General features: G+C 69.7%; 23 protein-coding genes. 12 read left to right on the top strand and 11 right to left on the bottom strand.

Annotated features, from left to right (window positions below; translation table 11 throughout):
• The first annotated feature begins 157 nt into the window (after positions 1–157).
• From JXZ78_RS08040 to JXZ78_RS08005, 8 genes are all read left to right on the top strand, one after another.
• The gene (locus JXZ78_RS08040; RefSeq protein ID WP_030021739.1) at positions 158–415 is read left to right on the top strand and encodes a hypothetical protein; all 258 of its coding nucleotides are present in this window, start codon (positions 158–160) and stop codon (positions 413–415) included.
• On the top strand, positions 412–864 hold the full coding sequence (locus JXZ78_RS08035) for a hypothetical protein (protein ID WP_238782745.1): 453 nt from the start codon (positions 412–414) through the stop codon (positions 862–864). Before JXZ78_RS08040 ends, JXZ78_RS08035 begins: the two co-directional genes overlap by 4 nt.
• 9 nt (positions 865–873) lie before the next feature.
• Positions 874–2,079 (top strand): methyltransferase, FxLD system, encoded by a 1,206-nt coding sequence (gene fxlM / locus JXZ78_RS08030; protein WP_030021737.1) that lies wholly within the window; start codon positions 874–876, stop codon positions 2,077–2,079.
• 66 nt (positions 2,080–2,145) lie between these two features.
• Positions 2,146–2,337 (top strand): FxLD family lanthipeptide, encoded by a 192-nt coding sequence (locus tag JXZ78_RS40680; protein ID WP_033038490.1) that lies wholly within the window; start codon positions 2,146–2,148, stop codon positions 2,335–2,337.
• 75 nt (positions 2,338–2,412) lie between these two features.
• Entirely contained in the window at positions 2,413–5,478 is a 3,066-nt protein-coding gene (locus JXZ78_RS08020; RefSeq protein ID WP_030021736.1) for a lantibiotic dehydratase, read from the top strand.
• Positions 5,475–6,710: a lanthionine synthetase C family protein gene (locus JXZ78_RS08015; protein ID WP_030021735.1), complete on the top strand. Its 1,236-nt coding sequence runs from the start codon at positions 5,475–5,477 to the stop codon at positions 6,708–6,710. Before JXZ78_RS08020 ends, JXZ78_RS08015 begins: the two co-directional genes overlap by 4 nt.
• 21 nt (positions 6,711–6,731) lie before the next feature.
• Positions 6,732–7,571 carry a thiopeptide-type bacteriocin biosynthesis protein gene (locus JXZ78_RS08010; protein WP_030021734.1) on the top strand — a complete coding sequence of 280 codons (840 nt, stop codon included), beginning with the start codon at positions 6,732–6,734 and terminating at the stop codon, positions 7,569–7,571.
• Positions 7,568–8,704, top strand: a complete 1,137-nt coding sequence (locus JXZ78_RS08005; protein WP_030021733.1) for a hypothetical protein — start codon at positions 7,568–7,570, stop codon at positions 8,702–8,704. Before JXZ78_RS08010 ends, JXZ78_RS08005 begins: the two co-directional genes overlap by 4 nt.
• Before the next feature lie 69 nt (positions 8,705–8,773).
• Here JXZ78_RS08005 and JXZ78_RS08000 read toward each other — a convergent pair whose 3' ends face one another.
• From JXZ78_RS08000 to fxlM (JXZ78_RS07960), 9 genes are all read right to left on the bottom strand, one after another.
• The gene (locus JXZ78_RS08000) at positions 8,774–9,547 is read right to left on the bottom strand and encodes a hypothetical protein (RefSeq protein ID WP_030021732.1); all 774 of its coding nucleotides are present in this window, start codon (positions 9,545–9,547) and stop codon (positions 8,774–8,776) included.
• Between the two features lie 88 nt (positions 9,548–9,635).
• The gene (locus tag JXZ78_RS07995; protein WP_030021731.1) at positions 9,636–10,802 is read right to left on the bottom strand and encodes an NUDIX domain-containing protein; all 1,167 of its coding nucleotides are present in this window, start codon (positions 10,800–10,802) and stop codon (positions 9,636–9,638) included.
• Positions 10,799–12,664 carry an ABC transporter ATP-binding protein gene (locus JXZ78_RS07990; RefSeq protein WP_030021730.1) on the bottom strand — a complete coding sequence of 622 codons (1,866 nt, stop codon included), beginning with the start codon at positions 12,662–12,664 and terminating at the stop codon, positions 10,799–10,801. The genes JXZ78_RS07995 and JXZ78_RS07990 overlap by 4 nt, the downstream gene beginning before the upstream one ends.
• Positions 12,665–13,173: 509 nt before the next feature.
• Positions 13,174–14,283, bottom strand: coding sequence for a hypothetical protein (locus JXZ78_RS07985; protein WP_238782744.1), 1,110 nt, complete (start codon positions 14,281–14,283; stop codon positions 13,174–13,176).
• 53 nt (positions 14,284–14,336) lie between these two features.
• Complete coding sequence (locus JXZ78_RS07980) at positions 14,337–15,341, bottom strand: thiopeptide-type bacteriocin biosynthesis protein (RefSeq protein ID WP_030021728.1); 1,005 nt, start codon at positions 15,339–15,341, stop codon at positions 14,337–14,339.
• Positions 15,323–16,549 (bottom strand): lanthionine synthetase C family protein, encoded by a 1,227-nt coding sequence (locus tag JXZ78_RS07975; RefSeq protein ID WP_030021727.1) that lies wholly within the window; start codon positions 16,547–16,549, stop codon positions 15,323–15,325. The genes JXZ78_RS07980 and JXZ78_RS07975 overlap by 19 nt, the downstream gene beginning before the upstream one ends.
• On the bottom strand, positions 16,546–19,515 hold the full coding sequence (locus tag JXZ78_RS07970; RefSeq protein WP_078624435.1) for a lantibiotic dehydratase: 2,970 nt from the start codon (positions 19,513–19,515) through the stop codon (positions 16,546–16,548). Before JXZ78_RS07970 ends, JXZ78_RS07975 begins: the two co-directional genes overlap by 4 nt.
• A 170-nt stretch (positions 19,516–19,685) precedes the next feature.
• Positions 19,686–19,883, bottom strand: a complete 198-nt coding sequence (locus JXZ78_RS07965; protein WP_030021723.1) for an FxLD family lanthipeptide — start codon at positions 19,881–19,883, stop codon at positions 19,686–19,688.
• A 57-nt stretch (positions 19,884–19,940) separates the two neighbouring features.
• Positions 19,941–21,164 carry a methyltransferase, FxLD system gene (gene fxlM / locus JXZ78_RS07960; RefSeq protein ID WP_030021722.1) on the bottom strand — a complete coding sequence of 408 codons (1,224 nt, stop codon included), beginning with the start codon at positions 21,162–21,164 and terminating at the stop codon, positions 19,941–19,943.
• 319 nt (positions 21,165–21,483) lie between these two features.
• Between fxlM (JXZ78_RS07960) and JXZ78_RS07955 the strand changes: the two genes are divergently transcribed.
• Together JXZ78_RS07955 and JXZ78_RS07950 are read left to right on the top strand one after the other, a co-directional pair.
• Positions 21,484–22,266 carry an aminotransferase class IV family protein gene (locus JXZ78_RS07955; protein WP_030021721.1) on the top strand — a complete coding sequence of 261 codons (783 nt, stop codon included), beginning with the start codon at positions 21,484–21,486 and terminating at the stop codon, positions 22,264–22,266.
• 18 nt (positions 22,267–22,284) lie between these two features.
• Entirely contained in the window at positions 22,285–23,193 is a 909-nt protein-coding gene (locus tag JXZ78_RS07950) for a formylglycine-generating enzyme family protein (RefSeq protein ID WP_238782743.1), read from the top strand.
• A 38-nt stretch (positions 23,194–23,231) separates the two neighbouring features.
• On the opposite strand, the gene JXZ78_RS07945 is transcribed toward JXZ78_RS07950, so the two are convergent.
• Positions 23,232–23,735 (bottom strand): recombinase family protein, encoded by a 504-nt coding sequence (locus tag JXZ78_RS07945; protein ID WP_050502689.1) that lies wholly within the window; start codon positions 23,733–23,735, stop codon positions 23,232–23,234.
• Positions 23,732–24,313 carry a TauD/TfdA family dioxygenase gene (locus JXZ78_RS07940; RefSeq protein WP_157851649.1) on the bottom strand — a complete coding sequence of 194 codons (582 nt, stop codon included), beginning with the start codon at positions 24,311–24,313 and terminating at the stop codon, positions 23,732–23,734. The genes JXZ78_RS07945 and JXZ78_RS07940 overlap by 4 nt, the downstream gene beginning before the upstream one ends.
• Before the next feature lie 902 nt (positions 24,314–25,215).
• Between JXZ78_RS07940 and JXZ78_RS07935 the strand changes: the two genes are divergently transcribed.
• Together JXZ78_RS07935 and JXZ78_RS07930 are read left to right on the top strand one after the other, a co-directional pair.
• Positions 25,216–25,539: a helix-turn-helix transcriptional regulator gene (locus JXZ78_RS07935; protein WP_078624432.1), complete on the top strand. Its 324-nt coding sequence runs from the start codon at positions 25,216–25,218 to the stop codon at positions 25,537–25,539.
• Positions 25,540–25,572: 33 nt separating this feature from the next.
• On the top strand, positions 25,573–26,796 hold the full coding sequence (locus JXZ78_RS07930; RefSeq protein ID WP_063726119.1) for a tyrosine-type recombinase/integrase: 1,224 nt from the start codon (positions 25,573–25,575) through the stop codon (positions 26,794–26,796).
• Positions 26,797–26,917 lie beyond the last annotated feature (121 nt).

Raw genomic sequence — 26,917 nt, 5'->3', positions numbered from 1 at the left:
TCCGGCGTCACGATGCGCCCGGGGGCCGCTGGGAGGCCGTCGCCCTCCGCGCCGCGCACGGCGTCCCGGCGACCTGGAGCGCTGAGGACTTCGAGGTCTACTTGGACCTGGAGCGGGCCAGCGCCCCGGCCGGAGGAGTGGCGGGAGGCGATGCGGCGTGAACGGGCAGGAGACGGCTCCCTTCCGGGTTGGTGACCGCGTACGCGGCACCTCCTACGTGCCACCCGAGCGGCGGGAGAAGGAGAAGCCGGAGGAATTCGAGGGCACCGTGGTCCAGCTCGGCAGCGGCTACGCCGGGGTGGACGCGGACCGCGCCTTCTTGTGGGCGCGGCTGGCCGACGGCACCGAACGCCAGGCCCTCATCCGCCAGACCGAGCTGCTTCGGCCCGCCGACGCTGCGGCGGCGGAGCGGTGAGCGCCCGCCACCGCCTGCCCAGGCCGCCGAGGCCGGACGGGGACGGCGTGTTCGCCGGCATCGTCCTGGTCACGGCGAACCTCTTCGGCATCGGCGCCATCGTCGCCGGTCAGAGCGACGGCCGGTTCACCGCGAACGCGGCAGTCGCCCCCGACACCCTGCCCGCCAAGGACACCCCCGACGCCGGTCCGGTCACCGCGAAGACGGACAGCGGACCGGCCGCGCCGCCCGCACTCCCGAGGGCGGCCCAGCCCGCGTGCTACGGCGCGGGCTGTCCCACCGTCCCGTCCCGCCCGGAGAGTAATGGCCCGGGCGGGACGGGACGGCACTACCAGCCCCAGCCCCAGCCTCAGCCCGGCGGCAGCGTCAACTACCGCGGCCTTGCCGCCCCATACGAGTCGGGATCTGGCTCCTCCAACCGTCCCCGTAACGCGATCACAGATGTCTAGGGTGATGTCATGACTACGGTCCGAGAAACCGACGACACGGCGGCCTCACTCCGCGCGGCCATGGTGAGCAAGCTGCACGAGATGGGCGTATTCCAGTCCGAGGCGGTCGCGAAGGCTGTCGCGACGGTGCCCCGGCACCTGTTCGCGGATGACGAGCCACTGGAGGCGGCGTATGCCGCCAACAAAGCTCTGGTGATCAAGCGCGACGAGTCCGGCAACGCCCTGAGCTCACTGTCGGCCACGCATATCCAGGCGGTGATGCTGGAGCAGGCCGAGATCGAGCCGGGGATGCGCGTGCTCGAAGTGGGCTCCGGCGGCTACAACGCCGCCCTGCTCGCTGAGCTCGTCGGGGAAGCGGGCACGGTGATCAGCGCCGACATCGACGCGGAGATCGTGGAGCGCGCCCGCGCCTGCCTGGACGCGGCCGGCTACGGCCGGGTCCAGGTGGTGCTCGCCGACGCCGAGGGCGGCGTGCCCGAGCACGCGCCGTTCGACCGGATCATCGTCACCGCGGGCGCCTGGGACATCCCGCCGGCGTGGCGGGAGCAGATGTCCGAGCGGGGCAGGATCATCGTCCCGCTGCGGATGCGGGGGATCACCAGGTCGTTCGCGTTCGACCGCGACGACAAGGACCTGGTCAGCGCCAGCTATCGGCTGTGCGGCTTCGTGCCGATGCAGGGCAGCGGCGCCTACACCGAGCGGCTCCTGAAGGTCACGGACGGGGTCGCTCTCCAAGTCGACGACCAGCGTCAGGAGTTCGACACCGAGGCCCTGGCCGCCGCCGTGCGGTCGCCGGGGCTGGAGGTCTGGTCCGGGGCCGCGTTCGACCTGCCCGACGAGCTGGAGCTGTTCTTGGCGACCAGCACGCCGGAGATGGTGATGCTGCACGGCAGCAAGGACCTGGTCGACGAGGGCGTGCTCGCGCTGTCGGTGACGCGCGGTGTGCCGGCCCTGGTGGCCGGCGGCAGCTTCGCGTACCGGACCAAGCGGCCCAACGAGGAGACCGGCGGCTTCGAGAGCGGGGTATTCGCGCACGGGCCCGAAGCGGAGGCAGTCGCCGAGCGGTATGTGGAGCTGCTGCGACGGTGGGCGACCGACCACCGGCGGCGCGGTGCCGCCCGCATCCGGTACGTACCGATGCCCGACGGAGCGGCCGAGCCGTCGGCGGGTGTCGTGGCGAAGCGGCTCGGGGCCGTCGAGGTCTCCTGGTCATAGGCTCCCCGCCCCGGCGGCTGGCCGAGGGCGGGGCTGTATGCACCACCCAACTCAAGGGAGGTTGTTGTGTCCGTGCAGTCCGAGGAAGCGGTGGCTACGGTCCCCGCGGCAGCAGAGGTCCAGGAAGGGAGCGTCGAGGGCTGGGACCTGGATGTCTCCATCGTCGAGTCCGGCCCCGAGGCCGACCGGCTCATCCAGATGACCGATGACGGCTGCGGTGAGACCTGCGAGTCCGCCTGCTCGACGACCTGCCCGTAGGTCGTTTCGGATTCACCGCTCGTGGTGTCCGGCCGCAACCTGCGGCCGGACACCACGGCGACAAGGGGGTGGCGGGTGTACGAGTACATCGATGCGGCGGTGCTGCGGGCGGCGGCCTGGCCACCGGAGCGCCGTATCCAGTCCTGGCCCGACCTGACCGGCGACGGCGACGGGGCGGCGTCGTGGCGGCCGTGGCTGGAGCAGACCCTGCAGATCCCCGGTTTCGCCGCCGCTGTGGAACAGGCCAGCCCGGTGCTGGCACACCGCGTCCGGCAGATCTGCAACGGTCGGTGGCTGCCCGAGCCTGCCGTCCGCAAAGCGGTCGTGGCCGTCATGCGCTACGTGCTGCGCGCCTCGGGCCGGGCCACTCCCTTCGGTCTCTTCGCCGGAGTAGCGCCCGCCCGCTTCGACGGCACGTCGGCAGCCCGCATCGGCACTCGCCACCAGGCCGTCGCCAGGCCGGATGCCACTTGGCTTGCGACGGTGGTCGAACGCCTGGAAGCCGACCGCGGGCTCCAGCCGCACCTCACGGTCCAGGCCCATCCCCTCGCGGTGGAGCGGGACGGTCATGTGGTGCTGGAACACCGCCCCGTGGGCAGCGGCGGCGGGGCCCCGGCGCACGTGCAGGTCCGCCTCACCGCGCCCGTCAAGGCGGCGCTGGACGCGGCCCGCGCACCCATCCGCACCGCGGATCTCGCGGCCAAACTGGCCGCCGACTTCCCCCACGTTCCCGCCCCGACCGTCCACCGGCTCCTGGCGGACTTAATCGACCAGCGCCTCCTGGTCACGAATCTCCGCCCGGCGCTCACCGCGACGGACCCGCTCGCCCACGTGTTGACCGTCCTCGGCACCGAGGGCACCGCCGCCTCGGCCGAGCCAGCGGCGAAGCTGCGCGAGATCGCCCACGCGCTGACACGGCACAACACCACCATCGACCCAGCGAGCACCGAGCGAACCGAGGCCGCTGCGGTGATGCGCGAGCTCAGCCCGGCCTCCGGGCCGGTGCTGTCCATCGACCTGCGCCTCGACGCCGAGGCGACGCTCCCCCGTACCGTGGCGGCCGAGGCCGCACGGGCGGCTGCGGCACTCATCCGGCTCTCGAACCGCCCCGCGCTCTCCCGCGGCTGGGTCGCCTGGCACGGCCGCTTCCTGGAGCGCTACGGCCCGCGCGCCGTAGTCCCGCTCCTGGATGCCGTGGACAGCGAGGCGGGCCTGGGCTACCCGGCCGGCTTCCTCGGCGGCCCATCCGCCCCGGCCGAGACCGCCGTAAGCGAGCGGGACGCCAAGCTGCTGACGCTCGCGCAGAACGCGGCCCTGCGACGTCACCACGAGATCGTGCTGGACGACGCCATGGTCACCGACCTCGCCGAGATCGGACCGGAGAGGCCCATCCAGCCGACGACGGAGGCGACCGTGCGCATCGCGGCGCCCAGCGTGCGGGCCCTGGACGCCGGGGAGTTCACGCTGGCCGTCGTCGGGGTCTCGCGGTCCGCCGGGACGACGACCGGCCGATTTTTCAGCCTGCTCGACACAGCGGATCGGGAGCGGATGGCGGCGGCGTACGCGACCGCGGCCACCGCGACGGAGAACGCGCTGAGGGTCCAAGTCGCCTCGCCCCCGTTGTATCCGGGCACCGGGAACGTCGCCCGAACCCCGCTGCTGATGCCTGCCGCCGTCCGCCTCGGCGAGTGCCACGACGACGGCGGCACGGACCTGGTGGATGTGGAGGACATCGCGGTGACCGCGGACGCCCACCGCCTGTACCTGATATCGACCTCGCGGCGCCAGCCGCTGGAGTTCGTGACCATGAACGCGGTGGAGCCCACCCGCCGCACCCATCCGCTGGTGCGGTTCCTGGCCGAAGCCCCCAACGCCATGAGCGTCCCGTGCACCACCTTCGACTGGGGGACGGCCGCCGGCCTGCCGTTCCTGCCCGCCCTGCGCTACGGGCGCACGATCCTCTCCCCGGCCCGCTGGCGCCTCACCGCCGCCGACCTCGCCGACCCCGCAGCCGACTGGGCTCGGTGGGAGGGGTCGCTGTCCGCCTGGCGCGACCAGACCCGGGTGCCGAGCATCGTCTACCTGGGCGACGGCGACCAGCGCCTCCGCCTGAACCTGGACGAGTCCTCCCACCGGGCCCTGCTGCACACCCACATGCGGCGCCACGGCAGCGCGGTCCTGCGCGCCGAGACCGTCGCCGACGCGGGCTGGATCAACGGCCATCCCCATGAAGTCGTCATCCCCCTCGCCACCACCCGCAGCCCGGCGAAGGAGCCGTACTGGCTCAACGGCGCCCCGGTGACGGGGCGCGAGCACGGCCGCCTGCCTGGCTGTGACGGGCGGTTCTTCATCAAGCTCTACGCACGCCGTGACCGTCACGCCGGCATCCTCACCCGCCACCTTCCGGACCTGCTCCACCAGTTGGCGGCCGAGGTGCGGTGGTGGTTCCTGCCTTACCGCGACCCCGACGATCACCTGCGGCTGCGCCTGACCGTCCCCGACGGCCAAGCAGCCGAGGCCGCCACGGCGATCGGCGCCTGGACCCGGAGACTGCGCCGAGCGGGGTTGCTGGCCCGGGTGCAGTGGGACACCGACTTCCCCGAGACCGCCCGCTTCGGAGGCCGGCAGGCGTGGGAGGCCACCGAGGCGTACTTCGCGGCGGACTCCGAGACCGCCGTCGCGCAACTGGCCTGCTGCGCGGCCACCGGCGGGCCCGATGAGCGGGCCCTGACCGCGGCGAGCATGCTCGATGTGGCCATCGGCCTGATCGGCGATGCGGGCGAGGCCATGCGGTGGCTCATCGACCGCTCCCAGACCACCACCGGCACGGCGCCGGACCGCGGCCTGTACAACCAGGCGATCACTCTGGCCAACCCCCACGGCCACACCGAGCTGGCCCGCCAGCCCGGAGGCGAGGAGCTCCTCGCCTGCTGGACGCGGCGGCGCGATGCGCTGACCACTTACCGGACCGCGCTCACGACCGCAGAGGGGATCACGGTGACCGTCGTGCTGCCGGAGCTGCTGCACCTGCACCACACCCGCATGGCCGCTCTGGACATGGAGGCCGAACGCCGCTGCGTGCACCTGGCCCGCGCCGCGGCCCTGAGCTGGACCGCCCGCAGAGAGGGAGGAACGTCGTGAGGCCGATACCGCAGGCCCTGACCCTGGCCGACGTCCTTGCCGAGGAGTTGTCCGAACCGCGCACCGCCTGGGATGCGGCCCCGCCGGGCGGACGGGCGTGGCCGCAGTCGCTGGCGGGAGGCGCCGCGGGCATCGCCCTGTTCCACATCGAACGCGCCCACTGCGGCCGGGGCGAGTGGGACACCGTGCACACCTGGCTGGCCTCGGCCGCCCACGGCGACCTGACCGCCGCCGCGAACGCCGGCCTCTACATGGGAGCCCCGGCCCTGGCATTCGCCATGAACGCCGCCGCCGGGGACACCAGCCGGTACCAGGGCGCCCTGAAGAAGCTGGACGACGCCACAATCACTGTCACCCACCGCCGCCTGGCCCACGCGCACGCCCGCATCGAGAGCGGCGAGGCCCCGGCGATGAAGGAGTTCGACGTGATCCGCGGCCTGGCCGGGCTGGGCGCCTACCACCTGCGGCGCCACCCAGACCACCCGGTCACTGCCGACGTCCTCTCCTACCTGGTACGCCTGACCGAACCCCGCCCCCAAGAGCACGGACTCCCGGCGTGGTGGACCAGCGTGGCGCCCAACGGCGAACCGAGCCCCGACTACCCCGGCGGGCACGGGAACTTCGGCATGGCCCACGGCATCAGCGCCGTCCTCGCCCTGCTCTCCCTGTCTCTCCTGAACGGCCCGACCGTCCCCCACACGCGCGAAGGAGTGGAACGGATCTGCGCCTGGACCGACCGGTGGCTCCAGCACGACGCCACCGGCCCCTGGTGGCCCGGCTTCATCACCCCCGACCAGGCCCGGCGCGACCACGTCGATCCGGCACTGCGGCCGAGGCCCTCATGGTGCTACGGCATCGCCGGCACCGCCCGCGCCCAGCAACTCGCGGGCATGGCCCTGGGCGATGCCACCCGCCAGCAGACCGCCGAGTACGCCATGCTCACCACCCTCCAGGACCCAGAGCAGCTGGACTTGCTCCCCGAGACCGGGCTCTGCCACGGAACCGCCGGACTGCTCCAAGCCGCCTGGCGCATGGCCAGCGACGCGACCACCGGCGCCCTCGCCGCCGAACTGCCCCACCTGACCGACCGGCTCACCCAGCAGATCACCCACCTCAAGCAGCGCGATCCCGAACTCCTGGACGGCACCGCCGGCAGCGCGCTCGCCCTGCACACCCTCGGCACCAACACGCACCCGCGATCGGGCTGGGACACCTTCCTCCTCCTGGCATAGACGAGATGGAGCCGAACCCGTATGAACACCTCCTGGCGGCAGATCACCATCACCTTCCCCGACTGGGACACCGCCGAGCACACGGCCCTGGCCCACCTCGCCCCGCTCCTGGCCGCCGACGAGACCTCCCGAACCATCGGCCCCTGGTTCTTCGTCCGCAAAGCCCCCACCTGGCGCATCCGCTACCAGCCACCCGGCGACCCGACCGCGGCCGAGCACCATCTCCAGCACGACCTCGACCCCCTCCAGCGCCAGCAGCACCTCACCGCCGTCACCCCCGTGATCTACGAGCCGGAAACCCACGCCTTCGGCGGCCAGGAGGCCATGACCGCAGCTCACCAGCTCTTCCACCGCGACAGTCACCACCTGATCGCCCACCTTGCCCGCCACGCGCACGATCCGCACCGCCGCGAGCTGGCGATCCTGCTGTGCACCACGCTGCTGCGCGCCGCCGGCCTCGACTGGTACGAGCAGGGCGACGTCTGGGCCCGCGTGGCCGACCACCGCGACCCTCCCCAGCCCCAGCCCGCCCACCGCCGCCAGACCCTGCGGGACGGTTTGCAACACCTGATGACCGCCGACATCACCCAGCTCACCCGGGACGGCGCCCCGCTCACGGTGCCCGCCGCCTGGCCGCACGCCTTCAGCACCGCGGGCCGTGATCTGTCTGCCCTGGCCGCCGCCGGGCGGCTGCACCGCGGGCTGCGCGCCGTGCTGGCCCACCACATCATCTTCGCCTTCAACCGGTTCGGGCTCCCGCACCAGGCCCAGGCCACCCTCGCCACCGGCGCCAAGGCCGTCGTCTTCGGCCCCGACCCCACCCTCGAGGAGGACCAGAGCGTGCAAGGAGCCCCGGCATGAACGACCGGATCCTGACCTGGTTCCCGCTCATCCAGCGGCCCCGCCCGCCCGCACTGCCCCTCACGGCCCGGGTCAGCCAGCTCACCGACCTGGCCGCGCAGCCCGCCACCGGCGATCTCCACCGACAGGCCAGCCGCGCCGCCGAGGTGTGTAACAAGGCCGCCCTCATCGCCTCCGACTGCGCCGTGCCCGACCTCGCCCGCGACCTGTGCTGGTCCCAGTACGACGTGTTCGACCAGGCCCGTCCGCTCCCGGCCTGGGCAGTGAAACTCGCGCTCCAGCCCGTCCTCAACATCGCCCGGCAGCTCATCCGCGAAGGCGACGGCAACAGCGCCTACGCCATGCTCGACGCCCTCTTCCGCGCCGCCCGCACCCGCACCCCCGCCGAGATCACCGGCCGCACCGTCAACCTCCACACGCTCACCAGCTCCGCGGACGAGCACAAGACGCTCTGCACCCTGGTATGGGCGGCACTGCTGGCCGACGGCACCCGCGCCCTGATCCAGGCCGGCCGCTGGCGCGAAGCCGCCGGTGCCGCAGCTGCCCACCGCGGCGTCGGCGCCCGGCTCCTCGACGGCCGCCAGATCACCATCCTCGCCCTCGCCCAGAACGGGCAGTACGACGAGGCGACCGCCATGCTTACCGACAGCCGTCCCGCTGAGCCCTGGGAAGAAGCGGTCCAGAACCTGCTGCGCGCCCTGTGCCGGGACGCCACCGGTGCCGTTCCCGCGCCGCACCTCGAGGGCATGCTCACCACAGCGCTCGCCCTGCAGCAGCAGCCCGCCCCCGGCACGACCGTCTTCCGCACCCGGGTCGGCATCACCGCGCTCACCTTGGCGACGATCCACACCAGCGGGCAGGTACCCCAACTGCACGCGGACATCCTCGCCATGGCCCACGCCGACGCCTACGCGGCCCGCGACACGCTCGCTCATCCACAGCTTCAACGCACAATGACCACCGACCAGCACCGGGCCCTCACCGGCGTGGTCCGCACCGCCGGACTTGACGCCGGGTCCGTACCGGAACCCGAGCGAAGCGACCTCATGCGGGCCGTGACATCGGCCCAGGACCGGCTGCTCCTCTGCCTTGAAGACGGCGCGGTCACCTCACCCACTGCACCCCCTCCCTGAGACTGAGGACGTGGTGCTCAACCCGATCGCTGAAGCACTTTCACGACGACCTCCCGGCCATCCGATGGCTCACCACCCGGGGATTCGGACGGCACGAAGCAGCGCAGTGACGTCATGCGCACCACGAGGCAGCCGATCCCACCAGGAGTGGATCTGGCGCCACCGGAGCACGTCTGAACTGGACGCATGTCCCAGGCCATACAGGCATTCATCCGTGAAAATGGCTGCCGTCCATACGAAGTTCGATCCCCGAAGATCGCCGTACTCCTCGTCCACCCGCGCGAAGAGGACCAGCACGTGCAGATCATTCAGCGGAGTCGTCGCGCCACGGGCATCCTCATACCTGGTCGCCTCCAGGACGCCCTCGTCCGGGGCATGAGGCGCGAAACGAGCCCTGACCCGCACGCGCGCCAGCCCTCCATACCGGCCCTCCGGCGGCCCCTCTGCACCGATGAACGGCGCGGTGCCCGCACATGCGTCCCACGTCCACCTCTCACCCCGGCGCTGTCGCGCGAACGCGGCCAGGCCGGGGACCTGCTGGATCACTGAAGTCCAAGGAACGGCCAGGTCGACCGTCAAAGAGCTTGAGGAAGCGTTCGGTCCGCCCATGGCTGGACCGAACTCACCGGTTTCGTCGAATCCCGTGCGCACGGCTCGGGCTCGGCTGTAGGCCGCTGGCACGGACACGTTCGGCCAGAGGGCCGCAGCGGTGAGGGACTGCGCCAGGCCGCCGACCGGATTGCTCCTGTCCGTGGCCAGCCCCGCCTTCTGGAGCCGGTCACGCGCTGACCACATCCCAAGGAGGACGTCGCCCAGCATGAGCACATCGTCAGAGGTGTCCATGACGGACGTCGACCTCCCGGTGAAGACGTAGAGACGGGATACGCTCGTGGTGCAATCTCGACAAGCTGAATCTCGACATGTGGCTTGCCTAGTGAACGGACGGCAAATGCCACAGCCCACTGGCATATACCGCTCCAGCGCGCCGCGACAGCAGCGCCTGCGGACCGCCCTCGGGCTGTCGGAGCAAGATCAGATGGACGTCCAGCGGCTCGGCGTGCCGCTCTACCGCTGCGCGCTGTCGCGGGCGCACTCGGCCGGTCGCTCTGTCGGCCGGAGGGTGCTGGGCCGCGTGCCGGCGGATCAGATCGGCGGTGCCCGGGCTCAGGCGCAGCCGATCCAGCATCTCGGGGGTGAACCAGCGCAGCAGCACGCCTTCCTGCAAGTCCACCGAGTCCGGATCGCCGCTCCAGCGGGCCGCGAATACCTGCACCGGTACCGTCAGCCCCTCGACGCTCGTCTCCTGCTGGAGGACGTACGGCGCCACGCCCACCGGTTTCAGACCCGGGGTCTCCTCGGCGAGTTCTCTGCGCAGGGTCGCTTCCAACGTTGCGTCGCTCACCTCGCGTTGGCCGCCGAGGAGGGAGAAAACGCCTGGCTGCCAGATGCCGTCGAGCTGATCGCGCAGATGCAGCAGGTATCGGCCGTGGCCGTCGTGGAGCAGCACGCAGGCGCTGACGGGCTCCGGCCGTCCGTCGAGTCCCTGAGCCTCGGCCTGAAGGAGCTTGGCGCGCAGGGTCGGCGATCTGACGTCGGCGAACGCCAGCCACTGGGCACCGCCGGCCTCGTCGTCCTGCAGTGCCAGAGGGGGTGGCTGCTCGGCGCTGAGGTAGAAGGCGAAGCGGACGTCGAAGTGCCGGTGGGCGTGCTCCCCCTCGGCCGGGCTGGTGCCGTGGCCGTCGATGCTGATGTCGATCGGGTCACCGAGGAACTGCGGGGTCAGGCACAGGTCGCCGGGGCGGATCCCGGCTTCCTCGCACACTTGCCGCAGGGACGCGGCCAGAAGGGCCGGGCCCTTCTCAACGTGGCCGGGCGCGAGCAGCTCTCCCGATGCCTGGTGTCCGATGTGCAGTGCGCGCCGCTCACGGTCGATGATGACCGCACTGCAGGTGATGTGGCCGGGCAGCGTGGAACGGCGACTCGGATCGTCACTGCCGTCGATGACGGACAGCAGCCCGGCCAGAGCGTCTCGTTCACCGGGATGCCGGGTCAAATACGCCTCCACGGTCGCACGGATGTGGGAGCTCGGACAGCTCATGAGCACCTTCCCCGGCTTGCGTCGTCCGCCCCTGCGGTTACCTGGTAGGACAACAGTTGCTGAAAGAGCCCTCCCTCTTGTCGGGCGAGTTCTTGGTAGGTGCCCTCCTGCACGATGCTGCCCTCGTCGAGGACCACGATCCGGTCGGCCACCGCCACGTTGGTGATGCGGTGGGTCACCAGCAGCACCACCCGGTCACGGGCCAGATCCCGCAGCCGCTGGAAGATGCGGTACTCGGCGCGCGGGTCGAGGTTGGCGGTGGGCTCGTCGAGCACCAGCAGCCCGGCTTTGCGGAAGAACGCCCGGGCGAGAGCCACGCGCTGCCACTGGCCGCCGCTCAGCTCCTCCCCGTTGAGCCACTCGCGGGCGAGCAGCGTGTCCAGGCCGGCGCCGAGCCGGTCGACGACTTCGTCGGCGCCGGCTGCCTGGCACGCCTCCCGCACCGCTGCGTCCCCGCGCGCCGTGGGTTGCCCTTGGGTGACGTTCTCGCGCACGGTCAGCGGCCAGTGCGCGTAGTCCTGCGGGACCAGGGCGACCTGCTGCCACAGCTGGTACGGGTCGGCGTCGCCGGTGGGTACGCCGTCCCACAGCACATGCCCCTCGTTGGGCAGGTACAGGCCGCTGACCAGCTTCGACAGCGTCGATTTCCCCGAGCCGTTGAAGCCGACCAGGGCGGTGACCTCGCCCCGGCGCAAGGTCAGCGACACCTCGGACAGCGCGTCGCGGTCCTTGCCCGCGTAGCGGTGGCTGACCGCCTTGATCTCGATCGTCTTCGGCGGCTCGGGCCGGTGTGTGCCCCGGCGCATACGGAACCCGCCCGCCTTGTCGAGGAAGTTCTGCCAGTCGTCCATGTACAGCCCGGTGCGTACTGCACGCGCCCCGATGGCTATCAGCCCGCGGACCGACTGGCCGACCGTCTGCAGGGCGAACACCGCCGTCCCCGCGCGCCCGACGCTGATCCGGCCCGTGGCCAGCAGCCACACGACCGCCGCCCACACCACGGCCGACAGCAGACCGCCGCACAGCGAGCCGACCAGAGACATCCGTGCGCCCTTGTCGGCGGCGGCTCGGTCCTCGCGGTTGATCCGGGACACCGTCTGCCGGTAACGCCCGGACAGGAAGTCGGCCATGGTGCCGGCGCGGATCTGGTCGGCGGCCTCCTTGGTGAAGATGTGCCAGCGCAGCACTGACAACAAGCGCTGGTCGCCGTTGCTGCGGGCATTCGCCAGGTAGCGGACCCGGGCGGCGCTGACCTGGGCCAGGGCCTGCGGCAGGCTTGCCGCCACCAGAAGCGGGAGGAGGAGAGGGTGCACGCTGGCGAGTACGATCGCCCCGGCGAGGAAGGAGGCCGACGAGGCGATCAGGTCTTGGCCCTCGTCGATCAGGTCCCCGGTGACCTGCGCACCGCGGTCGGCGGCCTCGCGGTCGCGGTTGAAGGCCGGCTCGTCGTAGGCGCACAGCTCCACCTCGGCGCAGCCGGTGAGCAGCATCTGCTCGGCTTCGCGGGACATCAGCGGGCCGAGCCGCGAGGACAGCCAGCCGACGGTGATTCCCAGCAGGGCGCGTACGCCGGCGGCACCGGCCAGCAGGGCCACCGACGGCCACGCGTGCAGGAGCCGGTCGTAGACGTCGCCGGAGGCGAGCAGGGCACTCAGCGTGCCGCTGATGGCGACCAGGCCGACGGCCTGCATCACGCCGGCGGCGGTCTGGCACAGCAGCAGGCCGACGGTCGCCCGGCGGTCGACCCGCCAGGCCAGGGCCAGTGACCGCCGCACCAGCTGCGGCAGCCGCCGGGCCATGTCGCGCATCCGGATCGAGCGACCGGCTGTCTCCCGGCGACCGGTCAGATCGACGTACCGCATCAGCGGCTCGGTATCCGGCTGCGGCGCGGCTGCCGGCGGGGCGCCCGGGGCCTGGGCGTCGGACGGAGCAGTTGACGGCTGCGGGGCGGTGCGCGGCTCGGGGACGTGATCTTTTGGTGCATCGGCGGGCTCGTTCATACCAGGCACCCTGTGCCCGGTCGTGAGACGCCGGCGCGCAGACAGCCTCTCTCTACGAGGCAAGTCGCCGGGACTTCGATCAGATCAGCGAGGTCGGCCACGGGTGCCACAGTGATCTCCATTCGCGCGAAGTATTGGGGTTTTCGGCGGTGCACGGCATAACGACGGGATGCAGGAACCGAACACGCTCGATTCCGGACTCGCGTCGGCCCGTAGGTCCCAAGAGGACGAGCGCGTAGACGCCGCGCTGAACTCGTCGCTCGGGCGCGGGAAGTTGGCCGAATCGCCGATGTCTGAAGCCCCTGTGGCGGATGAGCCTCTGGGGGAGCGAGCGGCTCATGGCGCGATGGTGCACAACCACGGCTGTTGCCTCAGATGCGCAACTGTCTCGGATGCGGCGACGCCGCTCTTTCCTCGGCGAGGCAGTGAGCGAGGCTTGCGCCCGCTGTGCTGACGGCCTGTGCCATCACGGCCAGTACAGCATCCGGCAGTTCCCCCTGGCCGAGGTGACTGTCGCGGACGATCGTTTCCAGCTCGTGACGTGTCCGCTCACCGGCCGAAAGGGCGGAGTGGCGAAGGATCTCGCGCGCGGTGTGTGCATCTCCTGCCTGCGTGGTGTCGCGGACGATCGCATCGTGCAGGAACTGGGCCCGAGCCTCATGGCCTTCCGGCGCCAGGTCAATCGCCGTCAACGCCAGCCTCACCCGGAACATGCGCAGGCGCGCCGGGGCCGGGTCCAGGGCATTCCGCACGGTGTGCAACACAGGCGTGAACCCTTCCGCCGTGATGTGGCCCGCACGGTGGTCGGCGTAGTGGTGCAGGAGCTGCGCGACGGCTTGCTCCCAGGGTTCGGTGATCGTGGCTTTGTCGATCAGGAGGTTGGCGGTTCCCGGCTGGGGCGTGTGCAGACTGGCCATGACGTTCGCCTGTCTGCTTTCGTGCAGTCGTTCGGGGCAGGTGTCGTAGCGGGCCGCGTGTTCTGCCGCTTGAGGCCATTGGCCGGCGGCGACCAGGAGGCGGGTGCCCTCTGCGAGCAGGACGGTGCGCAGAAAGGAATGGATGTGGTCCCGGGACTCGTCGGAGGTGAAGCTGGCGAAGTCGATGGTGTGGCCGTGGACGGTGGTGGTGCCTCCATCGTCCACGGCGCGGCGCACGTTCATCAGCTGCTCGTAGGCGGCATGTGGGTCTCCGGCTCGGGCGGCCAGGCGTACGAGGTTGATGATCGGTTGGAGGCTGGCGATCGCGGTGTCTCCCGTGACCGGCCATGCCGCCTGGAAGAGACGGATCTGTTGTAGGCACAGGTTCGCGGCCAGGTCGGTCAGGCCGCAGTCGGAGGCGATGAGGGCCGTTAGGTTCCAGGTGGCGCACGCGACATTGATCCGGTCGGGAAGAGGCCGGTCCTGTGTGGACTTTTCCGCGCAGGCGTGTACCTCTTCGATCCGTGCGGCGAAGTTGGGGTAGACGAGGTGGGGACGGCTCATGAGAGGGAACCGTGTGGCGATCCGGTGGAGCCTTGCTTGCGTCTGTGGTGCGGTCACGGCATCGGCCTTTGGCGGGAGGAGTCGACACGGTGCAGGATCGCGGCGCGGGCCGCGTGAGCGAGAATGCTCTGGGCGTGGGCGTGGAGGCCGAGCCGGTTCCAGTGGAAGATCACGTGATAGGCGATGACCTCGCGCAGACCGCGGTCGAGGCGTCCGTCCCTGGCGGTGATGCCGAGGTCTCTTCCCGCGTTCCGGAAGGCACGGACCCAGTCGGCGGCGTGTTTGAGGGCCCGGTCCGACTGGAGCATCGTGCTGGTCGGGCTGGTGTCGGTGACGAGCAGCAGCCGCAGGTTCCCGGCCATGGCGTGGACCTTGTCAGCGGGTACGTACGAGGGGAGAGGACGTTCCTCGGTGACCCGGTGCCAGACGTCGCCTTGCTCGTACCACTCCAGCCCGGCGGCGCGCATCAGGGTGGCACACAGCAGCAGCGACACTTCGCGACGCCCCAGGGCGCCGTGGGATGCGGTGAGGATGGCGCTGCTGTCCGCATGGAACAGGGTGTGGGCGATGGCCATGCTGGTGTCGCCGCCGAACGCCGCCGTCTCGGGTTCGTAGATGCCGGGCCACCAGCGCTGGATGCCCCTGTCCGCGGCCAGTCCGCCCAGGGTGTCGGACAGTGTCCTGGCAAGTTGTGCCCCGGGGGCTGGGAGCAGCCGCATCCGCCAGCACGGGTGCTTGCGTATGAACCACCAGCCTGCAAGCTGTCTGTCCTGCTCGGCCATGGCCAGGACGGGAGCGATGTGGGCAGTGGCGGTCTGCTCCGCCTTGTCCCAGTCGGTGAACTGTACGTATAGCTGACGCCACTGCTGGGGCCCCGCCTGCTGGGCGAGCGCATGCCGACCAGCCCGCTGGTAGACGGCGACAGCCGCCTCCAAGTCCGCAGGTTCGAGCCCCGCGCGGCCGGCGGCGGCTTCGGTGCTGTTTCCGGCCAGGATCTCCTGCACGGCGCGCACGGTCGCTTCCAGGGGCGCGGGCCGTTTCAGTCGATCAGCAGACATACGTCCCATCCCGAGGCCGGCGCAGCGTCGTACGCTGCGGTGATCAGAGCTAGGGCGGTCCCCGCGTCACCCTGCAGGAGGCTGGAAACGTCGCTGAGCCTGGCGTGCCGGGACAGGGCGTCGGCCAGGCCGGGCAGGGCCGCGTGCAGAACCGGGGTGGCGGCGTCCTGGGCTGCGCGCCAGGCCGTCTGGTAGACGCCCGCCCAGCCGTGACACAGGCTCGCGTCCGTCACCTTGGCCAGTTGGCCGGGGTCGGTCAGGCAGCGGGAGAGGGCGCCCTCGTACAAGCGCTGCCGCGCGGTGTCGCGGCGGGCGATGGCGGCGAGCTGCCCCGCGCGGGCGATGCCGGGGGTTCCGTAGCACCAACTGGGGCGAGCCGGGCCGGTTCGGGTGGGTACGCCCGTGCGGAGGTCGACGAGGCGGAGGTGTTCTGGCCACCACGGCCCAGCGGGCCCGTCCTGTCGCCACGTGTCCAGCCAACGGAGGATCAGGTCGATGGCGGCTTCGTGACCGTCGACGGTCACGCCCCGGCGCAGGGCGCGGGCGAGCAGCGACAGAACGCCCGTGATGCCGTGGGCCGCGCCGAAGTTGGCGTGCCCGCCGGGAAAGGACGGGGACTGGGTGAGGTGCGGGTCGTGGCCGACCCACCAGCCGGGAAGCTCACCGAGCCCCTGGTCGTAGACGGGCCGGGTCAGCGCCACCAGGTAGGTAAGGACGCGTTCCATGGCGTGGCCGGTGGGAGAGCGACGCAACAGATAGGCGCCGATGCCGGCCAGCCCGTGAAAGATGTCGTACTCGCGGAAGGCGGCCCGACGGCCGTCGTTCATGCGGGCCTGCGCGGCGTCGACACGCCGGTGGGTGAGCGCGGTGACGTGCCGGTCCACAGTGGCCAAAGCGCCGTGGTACCGGACTGAATCGGTGGTCACGGCGCAGCAGAGCATGAAGGCGACAGCGGGGGCGCCCAGGTACAGGCCGCTGGCGTCGGCGGCACTGACATCGGTGGCGACGGCGCTCTTGATCCAGGTGTGTGCCTGCTGCCAGGTGCCGCGGCCGGTGCGGGCGCGCTCGATGTGCAGCAGGGCGGTGCCGACTGCACCGGCGGCCAGGGACTGCGCCGCCCAGGGCTGGCTTGCGGGCGGCGGGACGGGAGCGGCTAAGTGCGCGCCGAAGGCATCGACGGTAGCGGCTGGGTTGATGGTGGTGGTCATGGCTGGCGCTCCCGATGGTGCAGCGCACAAGCCCGTGTGAGCCGGCCGATGGAGCGCTCGCACTCGGTGTCGAGCGGGAGAGCCCGGATGCAGTGCTCCTGGAGCAGCGACCGCAACACGGTGAGGGGATCGCATCGGTCGGCCAGTGCGTCGCGGTAGGTGCGTAGGGCCGTGGCGCGGATCTGCCATGCGGTGGCGACTTCCGGGCCGCCGGGCAGCGCCAGCAGGGCGGTGTGCGCGGGGTCGGCCAGGGCGAGGCACTGCCGGGTCAGGCTCCGGCTCAGTACACCGTGTTCGCGGGGCAGCGTGCGGACCAGCCAGTCGGCTGCCCGCGCCAGTCCACCGGCGAACTGCACCGCCAAGTCGACGATGCTTGCGGCGGTCAGGGCCTGCCGAGCGGCGGTGTCGTCCGTGGTGGCGCGGATCTGCGTGAGGCAGGCGGCCGAGTCAGCGGCGAACACCGCGTGGGCAGCCATCAGAGTGGGGCCGTCACCGTAGCAGCCGGTGTGCGGCTGGAAGGTGGGCATCTCCAGGCGGGCGGCCAGGCGCCGGTGGTGGAGGGTTTCGGCCCAGTCGCGGACCCGTTGAGCGGCAGGGCCGTAGTCGTCTGGGGTGGGCAGTTGCAAGAACAGCGCGAGGTGCTGGTCAGCGTCGGGCCGGGTGGCGTCCCGGTGGCGGCGGAACCACCAGCGGGACAGACCTGCGAACCGGTCGAGTAATTCGGGCAGATGACTGATCAGGAGTTCGTCGTACCGCTGGGGGTGGGCGAACAGGCGGGCGTACAGGATGGTGGGCGGCTCGGTTGTCTGACGGCCGGTGGCGCTGACCTTGGGCAGGGGTGGGAGTGTGCTGGTGGGGGCGGTGTTCGCCAGGGGGATCAGTAGCTGGTGGGGGCGGCCGATCCATGCCCTGTCCCGTGGTGTGGTGCCTTCGCGTAGCTCGGCGAGGCGGGTCCGGTTCAGGCACGCGCGTAGTAGCGCCCGGTGAACCTGCTGGTCAAAGTCGATAGGTAGGTGTTGGTCGTTTTCGACCAGGGCAACGTGGTCGGGGACGCGGAGCCGTAGGCGCCACTTATCCAGTGCTTTGTCCCAGTCGCTCATGGGCGCAGACCGGGCGGGGAGTTCCTCGGCGGACAGCAGCCATCGGGCCGGGGCGAGGATTGTTCGCTTGTACCGGACACGTGGCAGGTAGGGCAGGGTGGCGGCGACACCGAAGGTGAACGCTTTGTAGGCGGGGCTGAGGGCGGTGTTGATCTCGGCCAGGAACCGGGCGAGCGGCGGGGTTTGAACGGATGCCTCCAGGGCGTGCAGGACACGGGGCTCGATGTGCTGTCCGGTCGACATGCGCACCAGGTAGAACCGGCGGGCATCGGCAGTCACCGCCAGGTCGTTAAGCGGTATGTCGTCGGGGCCGGGGGCCTGGTGTTGGCCGAGGGGAATGGCATGGGGCAGGAGGCGTGCGGTGCGGCAGACGTTCTCGTTTCGGCATCGTCGCGGGGTGAACGACATCTGGGCCGGGATCGCGCCGGGGGTGGCGGTCGCGTATGAGTCGGCGAGCGCCGCCTGTGCGGGCGGCGGGAGCAGATGGGCGAAGCGGCCGAGCATGCTGCTGCCGGGGCGGGGCGCTCCCGTGACCAGCAGCCGGTAGTCGCCGCGTTGCACGGCCGCCATCGTGGGGGCGTGGATCTCCACGGCGATCTCGGCCCGGGGCACGGGCAGCAGCGGTTCCGCGTGGTCGGCGGTCAGGTCAGCGATCGTTGCCCGGGTGAGAGCCAGTTCACGGCCGTCGTCGAGCATCACCTCCTGGAGCATGCGCAAGACCTTCGTGTCCCGGTCGGTCGCCTGGTGAGGAGTTCTGGTGCGCTCGCAGCCGAGGAAGCCAGCGGGTAGCCCGAGGCCGCTGTCGGCGACCAGTTCCGCTACGGGCACGATGGATTGGGTGCCGTACCGGTCGAGGAACCGCTGATGGTAGGCGCGCCACTGCGGATACCCGTACGGGTAGGGCGTCAGCTGGTGCATGACCTGCGCTGCTTCCGCGGCTTCGCTCAGCAAGGCTTCGGGGATGTCGGGACTGCAGTCCAGTGCGGTGTCGACCAGGAGCGGGACCGGCGCGACGGAGCTGAGGGCCTGCATGCTCCTGACGAGGGAGGAGTCAGGAGCCCAAGGAGCTGGGCCAGTGGGGTGTTCGATCTGGTCGTGGATGGCCGCGAGCCGGGCGGCCAGGCCGGCGATGTCGGGGATGCTGGCGGCGTCGGCCTGGTCGAGCTGACCGCACACGTAGGAGAGCGTGTCGAGCGACGTCATGGGGGGCCACAGGCTGCTGATCAAGACGTGCTTGCTCAGCAGGTCGTTGACCAGGCCGGTGAGCTGGTCGGGGCGCGCGGTGGGGAACTGATCGGCCAGGCGGTGCAGCAGCACGCTGTAGGGGATCGGGGAGACGGCGGCTGTGAGCACGGCGGCCACGGGCTGGGTGAGACGGATCGACAGCTCAACCGGGGCGGAATGCGGGGCGCGTGCACCGGTCGGCATCCCGTCTACGACGTACCGCTTCCCGCGCGACCGGCCGGTGTTGTTGGTCTGGACCGTCAGACGGGCCAGCAGCGCGGTGCTGCCCTCAAGCTGGGTGATGAGGTCCGACAACCAACCGGAGTCGGGCCGAAGCACCGTCCGGTAGCCCTCCCCCCACCGCACACTCGCCGTAGCAGCCGGACGGGCGGGTGCCACTCCGGCAAACACCCCGAACGGTGTGGGCCGGTGGTTCCAGCGCAGGAGGTAGGCCGCCACGGACCGGACGGTACGGCGGGTCCTGCGGGCGTCGGCAACGGTGCCGTCCAGAATTTCGCAGACGCGCTGGCACAAGGCCGGGCTGGCGGCGGAGATCGCTTCAGGGAGGGGGGTGTGCCACACCTTGGACAGCCACTGGCGCCCCTGGTCCGGGGTACTGCCGTACAGGTCGTGGTCCGGCATGGGTATCGGCCGTGGGGCGGTGGAGGCGCGTAGCAGCACGCCAGCCTGCCACTGATAGGAAACAGATGACCGGTGAGCCACTGATGCCCCTTTTCGGATGGAGTGCGGGCAGGCGCCGCCGGGGCGGCGGCCAGAGGTGGCTGCTGCCCCGGTGACAGACATCAGCAGCGTCAGGCCGCGTCCTCGATGGAGGAGATGCAGGCGCTGGCCCCGTTGGCGCAGGTGTCGCCGCAACCGTCGCTGGTGGGGCAGTTGAAGTTGTAGGCCGGGCTTTCGGAGACGACGACGCGGACGTCGAGCTGGAAGTCGTCGTCGGTCAGGCCCTCGGCCGGCGGCGCGGCCGGGGCTTCGAGTACGGCAGTGGTCATACGATCGCTCTCCTAGTTCGCTGAGGTGTTCAGGTCAGTCTGTGCAGGGTCCGCGGGCTATGCGGTCGGCCAGGAGATCGAAATCCTGGTGTGCTTCTTGTCGATGATCCGGTCGCCGGTGATCTGGTCATCGGGTGCGCCGACCGGGTAGATGGCGAGGTGCGGTCCGGGAACCTTGCGGAAGCCATTGCCCCAGGCTCGGATGGTGTCGGCCAGCCGCTCGGCGAAGCCCACTCCGTCGGGACCGTAGGCGTGGACCCCGAACTCCGCGTTCATCTTCTGCGGGTTGCGGCGCACGACGATGTAACCGAAGTTCGGTCCGTCGATCGCGACCATCGAGAAGCCGAGGTTGGTCGGGCCGATCGCGCCGGTGGCCAGTTCGGGGTTGATCGACATGCTGCAGTACGTCGGTACGTGCGTCGCCAGGTACATCTGGAGCGTTCCGATGGGCTCCTGGTTGGCGACGGTCACCCCGGTCCACGTCTCGGCGCGAGGCGTGCTCAGTACTCCGTCCAGAAGCGACGGGTCAGCAGGCAATCCCTCGTCGAAGTGCAGGGTGACACCTTCATCGCCGGGCAGTTCCATCACCTGCTGGACGTGGGAGCCGGCGCCCTGCGCTGCGACGAATCCGCATACGTGCGCACTGGTGGCCACGAGGTGGTTACCCTGCCGGACGAGCCCGTAGGTGCGGGTCAGGCCATTGATGCGAAGCGGCACGACGAGCCGGCCGTCGTCCTTGAGCTGATCGAACCAGGCAGGCGGGATGTCCCAGGCGCCGACGGTGACCACGATCGCGTCGTACGGAGCGTGCTTGGGGAAGCCGTCCTCGGCGTCTTCAACGACCACGTTGACGCGTGGGTATCCGGTCTCGGCGAGAAACCTCTTGGCGCGGCCGACAGGCTCGGGATCGATGTCCAGGGAGGTGACCTGCCCGGACGGCCCTGTCAGCTCCGCGAGGTAAGCCGCGTTCGGCCCGTTGGTGCCGATTTCCAGGACGTTGTCGCCCGGCTGGACGCCGGCCTGCTCCAGTTGCATCGCCTGGATCTGCGGTGCGGACACCGAACTGGTGTGGTTGCCGTGCTCGTCCTCCTGGGTGACCACGGCCTTGTACGCACTGTAGGCGTCGTCGAGTTCCGCCTCCGGTACGGCCAGGTGCCGGGGCACCTTGCGCATGGCCGCCTCAACTCCGGATGTCACGATCGTGCCTCGCTCCTTGAGCTGGTCGACGACCTTGTTACGGAGCTGGGTGGCCTTGTCGAGGTCCGCGGGCGCATCGGTCATTAATGGGGTCCTTACGTGGTCGTTCGCGCGGTGGGCGGTCAGACGGCGCGCTGGTTTCGCGGTCGGCTGCGACGCTAGCCCGGGTCGCCGTCCCTCAGCGGTGGCTACGCGCCGTCGGCTCAGGTAGCCCCGGAGGCCACCTGAACGGCAGGCCACGGCACAGCGCTGCCGCTCGACCACCGATCACCCAACGTGTTTGTTCGGTGACTAGAAAACACTGCATCGGCAGGGCATGGGAATGACTTCGAAGTGACGTTGACCCGTCAGTAGCACCGTTCAGGGTGCCGACGGAGCGGGCGCTCCTGCCATGCTGAGCTGCATGGTGACTCTCGATGGAAAGCCTGTGTCCGCTGACGACCTGCTTCCGCTGGCCCTGTCGAACGTCGGACACTTCACGTCCATGCGTGTCGACGCCGACGGCAGCATCCGCGGCCTCGCGCTGCACATGGAACGGCTCGTCCGGGACTGCAAGATCGTGTGGAACGCGGACCTGAATACCGATCATGTGCACGATTACGTTCGCCAGGGCCTGGAAGGGCAGAGCCGGCCCTGCGTCGCCCGTGTCACGGTCTACGACCCGAAGGTCGAGATGGGACACCCGGCCGACGCCAAGCAGCCGCACATCCTGGTATCCGTGCGCGGCGCCGGCGCCTTCCCCCCGGAACCGTTGCGCGTCAAGAGCGTGACCTATGAGCGGGACCTGCCCGAAGTCAAGCACTGCGGCCTCTTCGGCGCCCTGCACGCTCGCGGGAAGGCGCAGCGGGTCAACTTCGACGACGCCCTGTTCGTCAGCCGCGACGGGCTCGTTTCCGAGGGCGGTACCTGGAACGTGGCGTTCATCGACAGGCAGGGCACCGTCGTGTGGCCGCAGGCGCCCATCTTGCCCGGCGTCACCATGACCTTGCTTCGACAGCATTTCCAACACCGTGTCGCCGCCGTCACCCTGGAACAGGCCAAGGGCATGGTGGCGGGCTTCGCCACGAATACATCGGTCGGCGTCCGGCCCCTGGCGGCCATCGACGACACTGACCTTGCCGCCGGCCACCCGGTCTTGCGGCAGCTCCAGGAGACGTACCTGTCCATCCCCGGTGAAAGCCTGTAGGGCGCGACCGTGACCGGGGTGACCAGATGGACCGGCCGTGAGGCCGAACTGCTGCGCCAGGCCATGCGAAAGAAGGGCAAGGAGTTCGCCGACCTGGTAGGCGTGAACCCCCGCCAGATTCCCCGGTGGAAGCGTCGCGGGGAGACCATCGTGCTCGAACTCGGCAATCAAGCCGCCCTCGACACGCTCCTCGCCCAGGCCACGCCCGCCGTGCAGCAAAGGTTCGCCGCACTTCTCACCGAGCGGGCCGCCGCAGGGCACGACGAGCGCGCCGAGGAACTGCTGCGAGCTGACGCGCGCACCCGCCGACACCCTGTCGACGGGAAAGTGATGACCCTCGTCGAGGAGGGCATCTACCTCTCCGGGCCCGACAACCGCTCGGTATGGCTGGAGGCGTACCTCATCGACGTCTACCCGACGACCAACGCGGACTACGCGCGGTTCGTGTCGGACACCGATTACGGACCACCGCAGCACTGGCCCGGCGGGCACTACCCTGTCGCCCTGGTCACCCACCCTGTCGTGTGGGTGACATGGCACGATGCCATGGCCTACGCCCACTGGGCCGGCAAGGCGCTGCCCAGTGCCTGGCAGTGGGAGAAGGCGGCCCGCGGCCCGCATGGACGCGCATACCCGTGGGGGAACGAACCCACCGCCGCCAAGGCCAATGTGGCCGGGGCCGGTATCGGCGCGACAACCCCAGTGTCCCGGTACCAGTCCGGCGCCAGCCCCTACGGCGTCTTCGACATGTGCGGCAACGTGTGGGAGTGGTGTTCCAGCGAGGAGGAGACCGGCAACGGTCGGTACCACCTGAAGGGGAGTGCATTCACCTCCCCGTTCACAAGCGCCGCGCCAAGCCTCCAGAACACGGCCCGTGCTGGTATGAAGGACAACGACACCGGCTTCCGCTGTGTCACTGCCGCATAACGCCGCGGTGGTCCGGCCTGCGTCGCAGGCCGGAGCACTCACGCCTCGGCCTTTGGGACATCAGGGACGACCAGGTCGATGAATCCCAAGTGCTCTCCGAACCACTCGATTTCCCTTCGGTACTCCTCGAAGCGGGTGCTGATGACAGATGCGGTGACCACCACGACCCCGTCTGCATACCCGGCCCGAACTTGATGGCGCACTTCGCACCAGCCCGGTCGTGTGACGGGGCTGGTCGCGCTATGGCGGTCCGTGTAGCTCTGCCCCCCGCCGACCTGCCACGACTGGCGAAGCGCGAATGCTTCGCTGGCCTCCAGGGAATGCCGCGGCTCCTGGCTACCGACGGAGAGGGCATAAAAGCACACTCGCGGCACCCGGCCCTTGGCCTGCAGTTGCGCGACAGTCCGATCGACGTTAGCGCGCCGTGCAATTTCGAGAGACAAGTACCCGCCGTCGCAGGAGGGATGCCACCTGCGCTGTGGTGACAACAGCAGCATGATCTGCTCGACCCGCATGGAGGCCGGAAGAAGGGGGAAGGTCATCGGCAGTTCTCCAGGAACGGGCTATCCCGGATCGCGGGGATATGGAGGACGAAACCCACCGGGAGAGGGAAACGGGCGTCGCCGAGCGCACGAAGGCACAGGCGCTCGCCAGCGAAGAGGCGACGAGCATGCAGCCACCGGTGGTTGTCGATGAGGTAGCCCTGCCCGATCTCCAGTGACATGGAGCGCTGGCTGGCGGCAATGGCTGCCCGCAAGTGGGGGAGGTGCGGTTGGACGGTGGGATTGAAACAGGCCAGGGCATCCTGGCGCAGCCGAACGGAGACGCGTTCGTCTGCATGTCGGGTGAAAACCTGCGTCGCATGGCCGTCTCCGGCGCCGAAGTATGCCGTGCGCGGCAGTCCGAGGCGAAGGGCGGCCTCGGGGAAGCGCTGCGATAAGCGGCCGTACACGGCTCGGCCGTCGGCCAGCAGGCACTCGCCGCCTTCGGGAGCGGGCCGCAAGCAGGCCAGCAGCATCAGCCGCGGTGGGGCCGGGAGACCAGCGCTCTCGGTATGCGCGGCCATCGGAAACGTCGCCGACGTGTTTACGTCGGCTGATGGGCTCTCAGTGACGGGCAATTAACGGCTCCTCCACGACCAGCCAGGTTTCTCACTGTGCCGCGCCACGGGCCTGGCCGCAGTTCACAACTTTCGTCACTCGGCTGTGGCAGGAACGCCGTTCAGGTCCCGGCACGTGATGTGGCTCGGACGCGCGGCTTAAAGGATCCGCCCGGAGTCCGGCCGCCGAGTCGCAAGACTGGAGCGTTGGACAAGCGCCAGCCCTGCGAGTTGATTGAAGTGTGCTGAGCGGCGGCCGAGTTCTGCTGAGGGGGCGCCGAAGGGGTGGTCCGGCGCCACCACGTGGTATCGGGCGGTGACGGCGCGAAGATGGGGCTCCGGCGGTCGGCATCCTCGCTTCTTGCCCGCATTGCGAGGGGTGCCAGCCGGCCGATTCGCCCACGGCAGACAAGGAAGAACCGCAAAGGGCTGGAACTCTTCCTGGCACTGAGCGAACGTAAAACACCCCGGAGACCGAGGGCCGTCGGGAAGGCCACTAGGCGACGTGTGAGGAGACTGTTCTATCAACCTGCGTTCTCCGAACGTTTCGAGTGATGCCCTAGCCAGTGTCGGACGCGCGAACGCGTAACGGGCAGGGGAGAAGCGGTCTGGAGTGAGGGGAGCGCAACATAGCCGACGATTGCCGGTTAGCCAAACCGGCAATCGCGTGGAGGATTGAGTCTGTTCACATTCGAGCTGCGCATGGCGGTGGGATTTGTCGACCCAGGAAGGAGACGTGCGAAGTGGTAAGGGGGCAGGCAAGGGCTTATGTCGGCTACTGTGTGGTGCCTACAAGGGGCCAGATTGCGTATCGCGTCACTGCCGCTCGGGTCGCTCACGACCCGAAATCCGTCATAGTCAAGGGCCCCAGGTGTGTACTGAACGCTCACCTGTAGCCATCTTCAATCTCCCAAGGTCCATCTATGCCTTCACAGTCGCCATCGAGTTCCGTTCCGGTGCCAGATCCACAGGAAGCGGTACGCAGTGCGTTCTTGAATGTGAGGAACGCCGCGACGTATCTCGGACTCTCACCTCGCACTCTCTACGTTTGGCGGCATCGGCGACAGGGCCCGCCGAGCTTCCGCATGGGGCAACGGGGACGCGTCATGTATCGACAGGAAGCCCTTGACGCATGGGTGCGAGAACAGGAAGAGGTCGACTCGCGCACCAACACGGCCCTGAGTCCGCTAAATGCGGCCCCACAACCCCGTCCCGCAATCCTCCGTACTGCTGATGACTCGGCTTGATCAGTTCACCCGCTCACGACCCTTGAGGAACGTTTGGCTGGCTACATAGAAGACCGCTGGGTAAAGAAAAAGAAGGACCCAGCGACTGGGAAGCGGGAGCGCACCGCCCGATACGGTAAAGGGGCCCGGTACAGGGTCGCTGGTATACCCGGCGTCAGGGATAAGTCTTTCGACGCGCTTGAAGACGCCAAAGCGTGGCTGCGCAGGTCAAGCACTGACAGCGAACGTGGCGAATTCGTGGACCCCAGGGACGGCTCCATCACCCTGGCCGACTACGCAACTCGTTACTGGCAGCCGGGCGTCCGCGGCGCCCCGGGAACAATTAAACGCGTTGACGAACGGGTGCGGCTGCACATCCTTCCTCACCTCGGTACGGTGCCCCTGCGGGATATTGCCCCGTCGACGCTGCGCGCCTACATCGCCACCCTCGAAAGCGAGTGCTCGCCTCGTTACGCTCGGCAGATCCTCACATCTCTGTCTGCTGTCCTCGAGACTGCCATCGACGACAAGCGGCTGGTGCGCAACCCGATGCGGGCCAAATCGGTGCGTTGGCCCAAAGCCCCCGACGACTTGCGTGAAGCCTGGTCTCTCCAGACCGCACTGCAGGTCCGCGATGCGATTCGCGAGCGCTATCGGATCGCTGTCGTGGTAGCGCTGGGCTGTGGGCTACGGCAAGGCGAGGTCTTCGGCCTGTCCCCGGATGATGTCGACTTCGCCCGTGGAGTCATTCGCGTCCGCCGACAGGTGCAGCTCCTGCACGGTCGTCTGTACTTCACCTTGCCCAAGGGCGGCAAGACCCGGATTGCGGACATGCCTCAGTCGGTTGCTTCCGAGCTGGCCGAGCACTTCGCAGAGTACCCTGCCGTCGAAGTCGAGTTGCCCTGGGGAGGGCCCGAGCCCGAGCGGGAGACGAAGACCTTCCCCCTGATGTTGACCACGACGTACGGTAATGCCATACGCGCCAACATCTTCAACGTTGAGGTCTGGAAGCCTGCGCTGGCTGCGGCCGGTGTCATCCCCATGCGGGAAAAGGGTGGCCGGTGGCAGGTTTCCCGCAAGGACGGCTTTCACGTCCTTCGGCATACCTATGCCTCGATCATCCTTGAGGCCGGCGAGTCCGTGGTCACGCTGGCACGCTGGCTCGGGCATTCCAGCCCTACCATCACGCTGGACCATTACGCCCACTTCATGCCCGAGGCTGGCGGCAAGGGGCGCAAGGCAGTCGATGCCTGGCTCAAGACAGCCGTGGCTGTGTGATCAACTAGGCGGCTTTGTGCCGGTGGGCTCTGGCAAGGGCGGGTGCATCATTGGTTGCACCGTTCACTGCCGCCGAACTGACGCCGTGGCGCGACGCAAAGCGTGGCCGGTCGGGCAGTGC

Origin of the sequence: Streptomyces monomycini, assembly GCF_022271435.1 — a bacterium.
Taxonomy (GTDB): Bacteria; Actinomycetota; Actinomycetes; order Streptomycetales; family Streptomycetaceae; genus Streptomyces; species Streptomyces monomycini.
The sequence above is the reverse complement of the archived record's forward strand: the minus strand, read 5'-3'. Positions and strand labels throughout refer to the sequence as shown.